Raw genomic sequence first — 13915 nt, forward strand, 5'->3', positions numbered from 1 at the left:
TTCAGATTTTTTTTTTTGTAAAAGAGATAAAAATAATGTAGCTAGATGCGGTACAAATTCTTCATTTGCAGCTGATACAATAGTTATTTCAGTTTTTTGAAACATAGTTCGTAGTCTCCTTATTGTATAAAACTTATTTTTCTACTAATTTATTGATACTATAATATAAAAATAAGTAAACATTAGCAAAGAAAATGATTTTTTTAATGAAGTAGTCTAAACAAAAGTTCTAAATCTGTGTAAAAATAGAAAACATTAAATTATATCACTACAACATTATCAGATTAATAGATTGTTGATAGATGTAAGTAAGATGAAATCATCCAGATATAAACTTATTTGATTAGCGTTCTAAAAATTTAATGTACTCGCTTTGTAAAAGTAACGACTATTAAAAATATTCCTGTTATACTACATAGAGAGCTTAATATTATCTAGAAAAGAGTGTTTATAGATGACGGACGTTTTTAAAGAATACTCAGCTAATTTTTCAGCTATTGCCGATTCAGAAAGAATACCCAAACCTCAAAAGAAAAATTTGCTTAAGAATATATTGAAAGATATAGATTATATTTTTACAAATGAATATAAACAGATGAACTGTAGTGAAAGTAAGAAAGAAGCTGTTCTACTTATCTCTTGTTTAGAAAACAAATTAAATAAACTATAATAAATAATATTGCTTAAAAGGTATAAGAATATTTCAAGTTTAATTACCGATATGGACAATAGGTTTTATAATTTATTCTCTGTTTATCTTTTTTTTATCTATGAATTGTCTCAAGCTAAAAGTATCGCTCATATAAAACATCTTTTTAAATTTTACAAATAATAATAATCACAAGCCCTTTCATTATGAGTTCACACCTTTAAAGAATATACTTATATTATAAATTGTTTCTTAATTCAGGTCTTTAAAAGGAGGGAATATGAAATGATTGTATTCGCATTATTATTATTGATTTTAGTTGGTTTAGTCGCGTTTTTAAATACAGAAATGATTCTATTCAGTCTTTATTTTGTTACGTTTACCATTCCGTTATGGATTGCTCTTGTCAGTACCCTCTTAATTGGAATGGCAATAGCTGCTTTATTCGCAAGTGCGAAGGGTGCTCGTAATAGACAAGTGGTTAGAAACAAAGATAATGAGCTCGACCGCTCAGAAATAGAAAGAAAAGAAGCTGTAGATAGAGTAAGGCAAGAATCAGAAGCTCAATTAGAAATGCAAAAAAAAGAAGCAGAAATTCAACGATTGAATACTGAGCTTTCTTTGGTTAAAAATAAAGAAACAATGCCCGCCTCAGAGACTGTTATTCAAGAAGTACCTGTTGATACTAGCGCTCAGGAAAATTTAGATAATGACCTCCATGTTGAAGAATACCAAGTAGAGCCACCTGAAGAAAAAATGTCTGATAAAATAAGAATCACTAAAAAAAGAAAAAGCCAATAACGGCTTTTTCTTTTTTTTAGAATATAAGGAAATAACTCGTTATAAGTTGTTGTCATCGCGTATGTCTACATCGCCATCCGCGTCAACGTCTAAATCTTCTTTTCTCACTGTCTCACTAACCTTTTTCGTTTCTTGAACTTTTTCTTTTCCAATCGTTACTTCTTCCGTGACAACAGGTTTTTTAGTCACGTGAATCTGCTCTTCAGAAACAGGAATAACGATTTCTTCATCTGCCATATCTCCATCAGAATGCGTTCCATCGGTTACTTTGTGTCTTTTAACAACAATTTCTTCATGCTCAACAGGAACTTCGATGGTTTTAGTTTCTTCAATTACTCGTTTAGAAACATTCACTTCTCCAGTCTGAACTTTTTCTGTATCTACACCTAATTGCTCTTCTTGTAATTTAATCGTTTTTTCATCATCGTTTACTGTATTTTTGATGTTTACATCCGCATTCGTAACTATAGATTCCGTATCTGGTTCTCCATCAACTACTACTACAATATTTCCATTAGCTATATCGTCTTGATAATTGTACAACACATCATTTTCTGAACGAATAGGGTCATTTTCTTCGTAATCTTCTGTAGAAAACGCCTCTTTAATTTTTTCCCACATCGAGCGATTGTCATCTGTTCCATGATCGGTTGTCTGAGTATAGCCATCTTCTGTAGTAATGTTTATATCTGATTGATCCATGAAATTATTTCTAGTCGTAGTATTAGAAACGAGACGGATAGCCTTTCTACTATAACCTTCTGCTTGTAGACGTTCAACTGCTAAAAAAGCTTCTTGTGAAGTTGCATAACTTCCTTCGACAAAGTTCATTCTAACTCCTCCTATATTTATACTCTTTTATTACTTCTATTATACTTTTATGATATCGCTTTCTCAACTAATAACCTTTTTCTCTATTTTTAGCATTTTTCAAAGAGGTTAATAGTTGAACCCATTGGGAGAACGCTTTAAAATAGGAAGTAATAAATAGAAAGGACTGATAAGATATGAAAGAAGAAAAAAATACTCGTCGTCCTAAATGGGATATTATTAATCAAGGTACCGCCGAGGCCGGATTTAATATTTCTTGGGCCTCGGTTATTGCGGGTGTCGTTACATTTCTATCTCTCCTTATTACTTTCTCGCTTGTTGGATCTGCCATCGGGTTTGGACAAGTAGAAGCAACGTCTAATAATCCGTTAGATGGCGTAGGAACCGGCCTACTCATTTGGACAGTTGTCGCTTTTGTTCTTTCTTTATGCGCTGCAGGCTTTATTGCAGGTGTTACTTCTCGTCGTATGGGCATAATTCACGGTTTCTTAACTTGGGCTACAAGCGTCATTATTTTTGTACTCATGTTATCTTATGTAACATCCGGAATCTTTTCAGTAGCCGGGACAGCTTTAGGAAGCATTTTTTCTGTAGCCGGTAAAAGTGTGGAAACTGTTGCTTCTGGAGCAGGAGATCTTATTTCTAAAAGTTTTGATCAAGTTATTGGAGATGTTGGCGAAGTTGATTCTAAGGAGTTAGAGGGACAAGTAGAAGAAATATTAAAGGATACCGACGTTCCTGAACTTCAACCTAATTATATTAATAATCAATTAAAAGAAGCCGCTTCTGACATTGCGGATGCTGGAAAAGAAATTGCCCTTAACCCTGACAATGCAGATCAGATTATTAAAAAAACAACTGATTCTTTACAAAAGCGAGCAGAAACCCTTACAAACGCTGCTGACAAAGAAGCTATTGCTAACGCAGTTAGCGAAAATACTGATCTAACTCAAGCAGAAGCAGATGAAGCAACCGATAATATTTATAATGGTCTTCAAGAAGCCTCTACGCAAGCGCAAGAAAGACTTGATGAAGCATCCAATCAAATTGAAAAAGCTCAACAAGAATTAGACAAGCAAATAGAAGAAGCTCGAATCAAAGCAGATGAAGCCGCTGATGCAACAGCGAAAGCTTCTATGTGGGGATTTGTAGCTTTACTGTTGGGAATGATTTTAACTTCTGTTGCTGGTCTATTGGGTTCAAATTTTGTATCCAATCGTAATGAAGAAAGAATGTAGATTTAATTTAGTTTCAACCCTACCCTACTTAATAGTAGAGTAGGGTTTTTCTTACTTACTCATTTTTAGTCTTTTTATTAAATACTTAATCAGTAAAGAAACAAAAAATTGGCGTAAATAGCGTACTATTCTTAAAATAAAGTGATATTTTTAATAAAAGTGACAGAAATGTGACAAAAGTATGGCTTTTTTTTTAAAACTAGTATATTATTAATTTTATGAACAGATAATTAATACTAAATTTTATGTTTTAATTAACTAAATCAATCTAAGCTAAAAGAGGAGATGTAAATTATGGTTACACTATATATAGCACCTAGTTGTACTTCTTGTCGTAAAGCACGAACCTGGCTTGAAGAAAATAACATTACTTATAACGAACGAAATATATTTTCAGATTCTTTGGAGGCTTCTGAAATAAAATCAATTTTGAGAATGACAGAAGACGGTACGGACGAAATCATCTCTAAAAGATCTAAAGCTTACCAAGAATTAGGTGCTAATCTAGATGATTTACCACTCAAAGATTTAATCGTTTTAATTCAAGAGAACCCAGGCTTGATACGTCGACCTATCATAATAGATGAAAAAAGATTGCAAATTGGATATAACGAAGATGATATTCGCTGTTTCTTACCAAGAAAAGTCCGTGCCATTGAACTAGCACGAGCTCATAAGGTTGTTGGTTATTAAAATTTGAACTAAGGTAACGTTGCTTAAATAAAATCTGATGGTAATAAAATAGCACTAACTCCAGTCTTTCTACTGAAGCTAGTGCTATTTATTTTTTATTTTTAATAAAAATTCAATTTTTCCTTCTTTTATTTCTAATTTGGCCCTAAATGACATTCTTTTTTATTATTCTGATTTGTCAAATTAAGCTAGACAAATAGCTTCATCCACGTAACTCATAAATAATTCTAACGATGTCGGGCAATTTACTGACTTTTCTGGAATGTTATTCCGCTTGTTTTCAATAAACAATATGAAATTCCGATTAATTTCATTTAAATCCAGTTCTTTTGGTAATTCTTCTTTTCCTCTTCTTTTCAAAATAGACTATTATAATTATCATTTAAATATTATTATGACAACGCCCCAGTTCAGAAATATAGATAGAAACATCATTTTGATTGCATAGAGATTTACATTTAGAGAATTCTTTTTCGCAATCAAAAATATTCGATTTTAATTTTCAGGAATGACTGTGACCACTGATATCCCGCTGTTTCGACATTTTTTTCTTTGCGCCCTTTGGGATTCAGACTAACAATACTTTTTGAAATATATTCAAGTAGTATAACAAAAGCACTTTTATAACGAACATCAACAATTATATCTCCTTCTAAATGGACAAACTCATCTTTGAAATTAGGATAAACCTTTTGTTTTCAGAGATATTCTTTTTAAAAGGTTTATTTTCTCGTTTTTCTTTCATTAGAAGATTTGTTTGAACTGTTTATATAGGATGCGCATTGAATAAGCAATCAATCTTTCCTTGAGAAAGTAGCGATGTTATGAATTGTCTGACGTGAATGACCAATAAATATGACAGTTTTTTGAAACAAGATTCTTTTGATGGAAATGAACTTCTATCATTATAATTTCTTCAATAGCAATATGAGTGTAGGTCATTCGTAAACATTCCTAAGTTTACTTTGTTTAAAAGGCTAGATATTTTTCTTATTTGATATCTTACTACTCCACTGTTTTGGTTAAGAGAATTTCTTGATATATCGAATTTTCAATGAAAATAAGATAAATTGATACCTTATTAGAACTGACCATAAACAGAATTCTAATAAATAAATAAGAACAAAATATCTCTCAACATATTCTATATTCTTTTTATTCCTCAACATCCGTTTATTTAATCGTATATTTAAATATCCGTTCTCCATTAGGATCTTTTTCATTCGTATATACAAACCCGATAGTTGTGTATAAATTATAGGCTATTTCATTGCCTTCAATAATACTTAAGTAAATCTCTTTTACATCATACTCTTTTGTAATGATATCAATCAGCTTTAGCATGGTTTTTTTTCCTAAACCTTTACCCTGAAAATCTCTATCTATTATTATTCTATCAATCCATGTCTCTTTATTTGGGCCGAAAGAACCATACATAGCAAAACCAACAATATTTTCTTTACTCTGTATCATTACTGGACGCCATTGTGAGTCTAACTTAGCTTCTTCTAAACATTCTTCTATTGTTTCAATAAATTTTTCTTGTCCTGGTTTGAGTTTTATACTTTTAACCAGATACTCATTCGTATCATTAATAGCTGTTACATAAATATCATTCATCTTATTCGTTAACTCTCCTTTTGTTGACTTGCATTAAAAAATGCACTACTTTTTAATGTGCCTCTATTTACTTACTACTAAATCTATATCCCTAATTTTTTCTTTGTTGAGATTACCTCACTCTATAACCAACCTTTTAATTACAGATTACTTTCTAACTCCTTCAAGGACAGATTAGTAACATTGAATAGCCCTTTTTCAAAATTATTTTCTTTCATTGTTTCTACTAATATCATATTAATAACGTCGCTACCATATTCCGTTATCAGAAAATGGATAGCCAGATACGATTGCAGATAGACATCGTACTCCTGATTAATACGATAGGTCTGCCATTGGTCAGTTGTAACTAAATCTAACAATGGAACGATAGGATAGTCTCTATTTGTTCTAGTCACTTCGTTAAATTCAATATATTCAGACACTCCTTCTTTAAACCATACTGGAATATCTTTTTCCTTTAATTTTAAGTCAGTTAGTTTTTCAGAAAAAACGTAATGAGTGTATTCGTGTAACACGTTTCGCTGATAATTCCAAATACTTGGAGAACCTTTTATCAATAAAGATTCTTTGTCTTCAGGTAAAACGCCCATTGTCTGAATTTCAGGATGATTAAAACCTATCGCGTGCTCTAAACCAGAGAATGATTCAATATCTTTTTTGCTTTCGAAAATAATAATATCATAAGGACTCTTATAATCGGTCTTAAATAAATTATAATTCGCCTGGATTGCTAAGTCTAATGCTTTTTTTGTTAAGGGAACTAATTTTTTGTCCTCATCAGAATAAAAAATAGTTAAGTGCCTATGTATTTCAGTATTTAGCGTACTGATTTCTTTTTCTTTCTCGATAATATATACCTGCTTAGATAGAAAAGCTATGAGAGTCTCTCTATTAAATTTTATTCCTACTAGCAGAATAATTACTAACACTGCTAAAATAATACTAATCTTTTTTTTCAAAATAACCACTCCAAAACAACATTTTCATTTAAGATTCTTTAGTACTAGCTGCTTTATTAGCCCTATTCTTAATTATCTGAAAACTAAATCTAACTCATTTAAGGAGAACTCAATTTCTTATCAAAATAAAAGTTTTTAATGGTGATAACTATAAAGATACCTGTTAAAAAGAGAATGACCTCTACTAGAGAACTAGGATAAAATTGAGGAACTACTCTTGAAAGTAGGATAAACGTAAAATAGACCATTATTGAGTTATCAGAATTATATGTATAGTGTATACTTTTTTTTCTTAATATGACATCTACTGAATAAGAAATCAGAAAACTTGTTATAAGCAAAATGAGAAAGAGAATAAACCTCTCATTTTCATTTTTAAAATTTAAAAATGAATTACAAAAAAAACTTATACTAGTCAGTCCAATAAAAGTCACCGTATTCCTAACTAAGTTAATCTTTGTGTTTTTAGTCATAGAAACCTCCGATTAATTATTTTCGAGAAAAACTTATCTATCCAATCGTATGATAATTAAATATAGACGTATTGTGTGTCTTTAAATCTATCTCAATTATCTATCATTTGATACCGGGAAGCAATAAATCAGAATAAAATAGAATGAAAAATGGTAGAGTGGATACTAAACAACCTGAATAATCTAGTCAATCCAGAGAACCAAACGAATAGTAAGAAGAATAACCGATGAATACCATACTCAAACGGAATAGAGTAGTGGAAGTAATTGACTTTCTTTAATAAAAGAGTTTGAATGGTAAAGAGAAGGCTTACATTCATGTTAAAAAAGGAGATGTTTTTTTGAAAGCAAAAAAAGAAATTCGTAACTTTTTAATCGGCAGTTTTATTTTTAAGAGTCCTTACAGGTGAAAAAAATAATCTCGGAACTTGCTCATGTTGGTCTAGGGTTAGTCATTATCATAGCAGCTAGTGGATTTATTGAGTATCGAGCTAGGAAAAAAAGGAATCAAAAAGGAGAAAATTAAAAAAACTACTTTTCACATAGATTGTAACTAAAGTACATTCGTCGATTCTAAAGCTGATTTGATTAAGATTATTTCCCAACTACTTATTATGACTAGTTATACTATAAAAAAAGGAGGCGTGCAATGAACTATAAAATTAGAAAAATCGTCCTATTAGTAACCTTGTTTTTAATTGCTAGCATCTTCACACAGTATATCACTCAAGAAAGTATTAACATACGATACACATTTTTACTGACAGTCATTTTTACCACTGGTTTAGCTATAGGAGAATATACTCCAGGAAAGCTTCCGTTTAAGAAAGATAAAAAGTAAGCACTTTTAAATAAAGTTACAACTAATAGCAGGACTTTTATTCTCTCATTTTCTACGTCATCATCTAAAAAAGAAAGTCTGTGGTTAGTGGATGGATCCACTTTAAATTTATGCTTTATAAATTAAGTAGGGATAATTATAAATACAACAAAAAACACACTAATTCTCATTTTCTGGTTTTTCAATGATTCTTTTTACATCATACTTTATGCCTGTTTCTAAAGATTGCCAAAGTGAATCAGATTTCTTTTCTAATGTTTCGGTTATACCATTGAATCTGAAAGTTAATTTATCTTCCTTGTCTTCATATTTTTCTAAGTCATACATAGCATCCGAATCGTTCACTCCTAGCACAGCTGCTAGAACAGTTTTTTCAAAAGGTTGGATCATATAGAAATTAATCTCATCTGCAGCACCTTTTCCCCCTTCAATATAACTTAATGCATAAAAATAATAATCATCTTCTTCTTTTTCAATCGTTTGATTACAAGCGACTAATAACAGGATAGATAGAACTAAGGCGAATGGAATAAGTATCTTTTTACATGTAAACATTTATATCCCCCAGTATTTCATATTTTATTTTAGAGAATGAATTGTACTAAAAATCTCACTATATATCTTTTTAATTTCATTCCCAGTTATTGTTTCCTTATCTTGTTTTTCTTTAGTAAATCTCCATTGCTGGTCTAAATTGTTTTCTTTATCGTTCAGATATCCAGCTGCATAAGATTTAGGCGATACATCGGATACTTCACTATGCTTTTCAATATCTGCCTCTGTTAGTTTTTCTGGTATGATAAAAATCGCATCATAATGCGTATGTATAGAAAAATGATTGCTAAGAGCAGCAGATAAAAAAATATTTTTTTAACCATCTCTAAAGAGTCCTTAGGAAATAAATTAGATTACAGCAAATTAACAATACCAAAAATAGAAAGCGTTATCAATCTCGATTATAAGAAGATAACATTATTTAGCCAAAACCCGATTCATTCAATAATATGTACACTATTATTTAGAAATCATCCAGACTTTTCCAGCTAATTGCTATACGCAAAAAATAAACATATTATTTTCCAAATTATCAATATAAGTAAAAGGAGTAGGTGAAATAGAATGAGTAGAATTAAAGAAAACATCGAATTAGAAGAGCTTGATAAAATTGATATTAGAGTAGGTACTATTTTATCAGTAAAAGATATCGAGAAGTCTAATAAAATGGTTAAATTAACTGTTGATTTTGGAGAGTTTAAACGCACGATTTTAGCTGGGATAAAAACAGAGAGAGAAAATCCGACTGAAGTTGAAGGCAAACAGGCACTCTTTGTCGTTAATTTAGCCCCAAAGAAAATGTTTGGAGAAATTTCCGAGGGAATGCTATTTGATATTGGTTATACAGATGGTATTGTTCCTGTTTTAGCTCAACCTGAAAGAAAAGTACCTGATGGAACAAGAGCAGGTTAACTAATCTACTTGATGCTACCCAGTAATTTTTAAACTCGTTTTCCAGTATCGATTAGAAGGTAAACGAAAATATTAAACATAAGCCGGAGTTTCTGATAATACTAGGAGATACTCCAACAAGATTAATGCGGTTAGCTTGAACTATTGGAGTTTAGTGATATATTTCATTGCTAGTTATGTGTCTCTAATTAAAAACTCTCCTGACTACAAGAACGTCAGTGAGAGTTTTTTGTGCTTTAGAGTATAGTTAGAGTCATTGATCACTACTAAAATTAAGACTGAGTAAGGATCGATCATTCCTCCAGTAGATAAAGACGATATGGTGAATTAATGTGGTTGTATTCTAAGAAATCGTCTTTTTGTTTCCTTTTTTTATAGCTAGTAAATGAAATTCTGCGTTAGCTTCTTTATATTCAGTATAACTGTCCATTACGATTTCCCATTCATAAGCGGAATCATTTATTATGTTTTTCAAAATACTTTCTCGAGTATCTCCTTTTAAAATACAATTAACAAAAATACCATCTTTTTTAATCTCAGTCAGTATTTTTTCTACAAATTTGGTTTCTTTTTCTAAATCACTTTTGTAAAAATGTAACATAGAATCTAATAATACAACATCAATATCTTGCGGTATCGAAAAATCATAAACATTATCCACGATTCCTTCAACAGCTATCTGCCTTTTTTTAGCTTCCTCATTAAGTTGGCTTATTCCAACAGCGGAATGATCGACGCCTATTACTTTGTATCCTAACTTTCCAATAGCTAACGAATCTCTGCCTTGCCCACACCCTAAATCAAGGACAACTCCCTTAGGCTCATGCTTGTCAAAAAAATCTAGAAGCCCAGGATAAGGATTCCCAAAATAATTTTCTTCTTTATAATAATCGTCATATGCTACTTTTTTCATTCAATCAGCCTCCTATATTATCAACTCTAATTAGCCTAACATACTTATAAATCTGTTGCCTGTTTTTTTGATTATAAAATCACCTTATTCTATATTAAGTGTTAAAATTTATAAAGGCGCTATTCAAAAGTTGATGATTTTAATAATCTCTTAACTTACATAAATTACACGAGGCGGAATCGAACCGCCACAAGACTCCTAGTCGTGTACTGGTGCTGGTAATTATTCTGAATCTTTTACAGTTACGGTTGTATCAGGTTGAGTTGTCGGCTGACTGAGGGTGTCATTTAAATTATTAATTTGACGACCAATGTTCTTTGTTCCAGCTATTGAATGAATCAACTCAATTAGGTCTAAACCTGTTGCGTCTTTAAGAGCTTCTTGAGTCGAAGTCAATACATTTGTTGCTGTTTTAGTGATAGCTGACGCACCGTTTCCGTCTCCGCTATCGACAACTGTGATTTTGTCAATATTTCCCAGTGGTTCTGCAGATGCTTTAATAATAGAAGGGTAAGCTTCGATAAGCAACGTTGTAATTGCTGAACTTCCGATTCCCTCCATTGCTTTAGCCCATGCTGTTTTACTTTCAGCGTTAGCTTGACCAATTAAACGAATACTCTCGGCTTCTGCTTGACCATTTAATTCGATTTCTTTCGCTCTAGCTTCAGATTCAGCAATTGATTTGTTCTTACTAGCAATCGCACTTTGCTCAACAGCATACCGCTCAGCTTCGGCCTTCTTACGAACAGTTGCGTCATATTCACGCTCTTTCTTGACTGTTTCTTTCTCTTGTAATTCAATTTGTTTTTCACGTTCAATAATTAACGCATTACCTTCTTCAACAACAACACGTTTCTTTAATTCAGCACGTCTCAAGTCATAAGCACTCTCGGCTTCAGCCTTAGCAATATTTTGTTCTCTTTCATACGTAGATAGCAATAGGCTTTTCTCTTTTTTAGCGTTCGCTGTTTCTGTTTCACGTTGTAGTTCAGCTTCTTGAGATTTTTGATCAGCTAAAGCACGTTGAATACGAGTTTCTTTATCGGCATTAGCTGTTTTAATGTCCGCATCACGCTTAACTTCGGCAATACGACCTTGTCCTAAGGCTTCTAAGTACCCATTTTTATCGGTTACTTCTTTTACAGTGAACGATACAATCACTAGGCCCATTTTAGCTAAATCACTTGCAGCTTCTTCTTGTACATTGCTATTAAATACATCTCTATTTTTATAGATATCTTCAACAGTCATGCGACCTAAAATAGAACGCAAATGACCTTCTAGTACCTCTTTAGCTTCTCCTTCTAATTGCTCTGTTGTTTTACCTAGATACTGCTCTGCAGCCGTTGCAACATCTTCAGAAGTTGAACCGATTTTGATAATAACGGTGCCGTCAACAGCAACCGGTACTCCCTCTTTAGTATAAACTTCTGGTGTACGAACATCTAATTTAGAAGATAAAAGTGATAATTTATTAACGGTTTGAATAATAGGCCAAACGAATGTCCCTCCTCCACTAACAATTTTCATTTTATTATTTGTTTCAGGATCTATAAAGACATTTTTACTTCCTAAAGCTGTTCCAGAAATAATTAACGCTTCGGCTGGTGAAGCCGTACGGTAACGACTAACCAATAATACTAACAAAATAACGGCAATAGCGATAACACCAACTGTTCCAAATAAAGTTGAATCCATGTTTGTATTCCTACTTTCTTCTTAATCGATTTTTTTTAATTTTTTTCTTTTTATTTTCATTCCATGTCGCTACTGGCTTTGCAATTGTCTTAATACTATTATCGTATGGTAGCACATACAACACACGGTCCTTGACCTCCATGACTAAGACATTTTCATTTATTGGAATAGTTGTTATTCCGTCATCATTTTCGTAAATTTTAGCCATTTTATTAACTCGTGTGAATCCCGTATAAACAATGACTTCGCCGGTTTGATTAAGCAAAATCGGAATGGATATCTTCCCTTCTTTTCCTTCTAATTGATAAATAGAAGTAATACTGGAATTTTCAGCACGTCCCTTAAATGGTAAGATAACTAGGATATTCGTTAACATGATGGCAATCATACTAACAAAAAAGATCCCTACAAAAAGCATACTAGATATTAAGTCAGGTTTAGCTAGTAGAATTCCGTATGTAATAAAAAAAGTAATCATACCGGTAACAAAGAAATCACTAATATCATAAAACCCTACACTGATAATATCTTTCAATGGCAGCGTTAAAATAGCTAAGACGATACACCCAGCGAACGCATACTGTAAGTACAACGGATTCTCTAATACAACGGCTAACACTTTATCTTCACCTCCCTTCAAGTTATTTTAATATAAAGTATTATGACTGTCTTTTGGCAGCTGTATCTTTTAACTTTTGAGCTCTATATTTGAATTTTTTTATGATTGATACAACTATCGTTCTACTAACCGTTAGAGCAGAATTTTTTCACCTTAATGCCTCTTAATGGAAAAAGATACAATGGAACTTCTTTTATTATCTGCAAAAAAGATAGAAAATAAAAGAACGCATTGGTTTACATGCTCGCAACTATTGGTTGCTAGTGCTTAAAACACCTATAGAATAGCCATTTATAATAAAAGACAAAAGAATAAACTTAATTTAATCGTATTATAGACATAAAACGGTGTACCTAGATTTCATTTAATACAATCAAAATAAACGAGTATGAAATGGTTCAGATTACTATTTATTTTTTTTAGCATTTTTCCCCATAACAGACTCCGCTAGAAATATGCTAATAATGCCGATTATTCCAGAAACTATCCTTCCAATATTAGTTAAATCAGGTAAATAAGTATTAAACAAGACAATAATTAAGGAATATATCAAGGTAAATAGAAGTAGCTTCATCACTATTTTTTTCAATCTATCTCTCTCCTTTTTTTAAAAAAATTTTCTTTTATGACTAAAATACTTTGAGTAGATTAAACAATACCAAAAAATTATAAACGTTGTTATCTTATTGTACTACTCTATGGATTCGGTTACAATTAGGGAGATAAGAAGAAAAGATAACTAAATATAGTATAGGAGGAAATAATATGAAAAAAGATCCAATGGCTTACCACGAAGTATCGAATGAAGACGAGTTATTAGAAAGTTTAAGCAATAGAGAATTTAACATTCTTATAAAAGGTGAATACAATGAAAAAGTTAAGCAATTAGTCAAAACTAGATTATCAGATACTGAAATGATTGGATTGGAATTAGGTTCAGGAGGATCTGTATCACTTTTTTCTGAATTAATATACATTATTCTAAATTTATTTAGTGAACAAGCTAAAATAGACAAACAATTGGAAAGTAAAATCCGACAATATAATTTTAAATTCGATGAGAATAAAAATATTTTACTTTATTTAAGACAACTTGATTATTAAGAATCT

Annotated in this window: 14 protein-coding genes; 7 read left to right on the top strand and 7 right to left on the bottom strand. The window is 31.4% G+C overall.

Annotated features, from left to right (window positions below; translation table 11 throughout):
• Positions 1 to 454 precede the first annotated feature (454 nt).
• Both WBF61_RS03480 and WBF61_RS03485 read left to right on the top strand, forming a co-directional pair.
• Complete coding sequence (locus WBF61_RS03480; RefSeq protein ID WP_424253942.1) at positions 455 to 670, top strand: hypothetical protein; 216 nt, start codon at positions 455 to 457, stop codon at positions 668 to 670.
• A gap of 264 nt (positions 671 to 934) precedes the next feature.
• A complete protein-coding gene (locus WBF61_RS03485) occupies positions 935 to 1450 on the top strand; it encodes a LapA family protein (RefSeq protein ID WP_424253944.1) in 516 nt (171 codons plus the stop codon).
• 39 nt (positions 1451 to 1489) lie between these two features.
• Here the strand turns inward: WBF61_RS03485 and WBF61_RS03490 are convergent, their stop codons facing one another.
• Entirely contained in the window at positions 1490 to 2281 is a 792-nt protein-coding gene (locus tag WBF61_RS03490; protein ID WP_424253946.1) for a YsnF/AvaK domain-containing protein, read from the bottom strand.
• Positions 2282 to 2457: 176 nt separating this feature from the next.
• Here WBF61_RS03490 and WBF61_RS03495 point away from each other — a divergent pair, with 176 nt between their 5' ends.
• Both WBF61_RS03495 and spxA read left to right on the top strand, forming a co-directional pair.
• The gene (locus WBF61_RS03495; protein ID WP_424253948.1) at positions 2458 to 3519 is read left to right on the top strand and encodes a hypothetical protein; all 1062 of its coding nucleotides are present in this window, start codon (positions 2458 to 2460) and stop codon (positions 3517 to 3519) included.
• A 294-nt stretch (positions 3520 to 3813) separates the two neighbouring features.
• Positions 3814 to 4212, top strand: a complete 399-nt coding sequence (gene spxA, locus WBF61_RS03500; RefSeq protein ID WP_424253949.1) for a transcriptional regulator SpxA — start codon at positions 3814 to 3816, stop codon at positions 4210 to 4212.
• 1173 nt (positions 4213 to 5385) lie between these two features.
• Here the strand turns inward: spxA and WBF61_RS03505 are convergent.
• Both WBF61_RS03505 and WBF61_RS03510 read right to left on the bottom strand, forming a co-directional pair.
• Positions 5386 to 5832: a GNAT family N-acetyltransferase gene (locus WBF61_RS03505; protein WP_424253951.1), complete on the bottom strand. Its 447-nt coding sequence runs from the start codon at positions 5830 to 5832 to the stop codon at positions 5386 to 5388.
• Between the two features lie 140 nt (positions 5833 to 5972).
• Positions 5973 to 6794 (bottom strand): peptidase MA family metallohydrolase, encoded by an 822-nt coding sequence (locus WBF61_RS03510; RefSeq protein ID WP_424253952.1) that lies wholly within the window; start codon positions 6792 to 6794, stop codon positions 5973 to 5975.
• 1122 nt (positions 6795 to 7916) lie between these two features.
• Here WBF61_RS03510 and WBF61_RS03515 point away from each other — a divergent pair.
• Positions 7917 to 8108, top strand: a complete 192-nt coding sequence (locus WBF61_RS03515; protein WP_424253954.1) for a hypothetical protein — start codon at positions 7917 to 7919, stop codon at positions 8106 to 8108.
• Between the two features lie 159 nt (positions 8109 to 8267).
• Here WBF61_RS03515 and WBF61_RS03520 read toward each other — a convergent pair whose 3' ends face one another.
• Complete coding sequence (locus tag WBF61_RS03520; RefSeq protein ID WP_424253956.1) at positions 8268 to 8663, bottom strand: hypothetical protein; 396 nt, start codon at positions 8661 to 8663, stop codon at positions 8268 to 8270.
• A 564-nt stretch (positions 8664 to 9227) separates the two neighbouring features.
• Between WBF61_RS03520 and WBF61_RS03525 the strand changes: the two genes are divergently transcribed.
• The gene (locus tag WBF61_RS03525; RefSeq protein WP_424253958.1) at positions 9228 to 9575 is read left to right on the top strand and encodes a tRNA-binding protein; all 348 of its coding nucleotides are present in this window, start codon (positions 9228 to 9230) and stop codon (positions 9573 to 9575) included.
• A gap of 343 nt (positions 9576 to 9918) precedes the next feature.
• On the opposite strand, the gene WBF61_RS03530 is transcribed toward WBF61_RS03525, so the two are convergent.
• The 3 genes from WBF61_RS03530 to WBF61_RS03540 all read right to left on the bottom strand — a co-directional run bounded on the left by WBF61_RS03530 (position 9919) and on the right by WBF61_RS03540 (position 12805).
• Complete coding sequence (locus WBF61_RS03530; RefSeq protein ID WP_424253960.1) at positions 9919 to 10488, bottom strand: class I SAM-dependent methyltransferase; 570 nt, start codon at positions 10486 to 10488, stop codon at positions 9919 to 9921.
• Positions 10489 to 10710: 222 nt separating this feature from the next.
• On the bottom strand, positions 10711 to 12186 hold the full coding sequence (locus tag WBF61_RS03535) for a flotillin family protein (protein ID WP_424253962.1): 1476 nt from the start codon (positions 12184 to 12186) through the stop codon (positions 10711 to 10713).
• A gap of 10 nt (positions 12187 to 12196) precedes the next feature.
• Positions 12197 to 12805, bottom strand: coding sequence for a hypothetical protein (locus WBF61_RS03540; RefSeq protein ID WP_424253964.1), 609 nt, complete (start codon positions 12803 to 12805; stop codon positions 12197 to 12199).
• A gap of 765 nt (positions 12806 to 13570) precedes the next feature.
• On the opposite strand from WBF61_RS03540, the gene WBF61_RS03545 reads away from it, so the two are divergent.
• Entirely contained in the window at positions 13571 to 13909 is a 339-nt protein-coding gene (locus WBF61_RS03545) for a hypothetical protein (RefSeq protein ID WP_424253965.1), read from the top strand.
• Positions 13910 to 13915 lie beyond the last annotated feature (6 nt).

It is taken from the genome of Carnobacterium sp., from assembly GCF_049673005.1.
Lineage (GTDB): Bacteria > Bacillota > Bacilli > Lactobacillales > Carnobacteriaceae > Carnobacterium_A.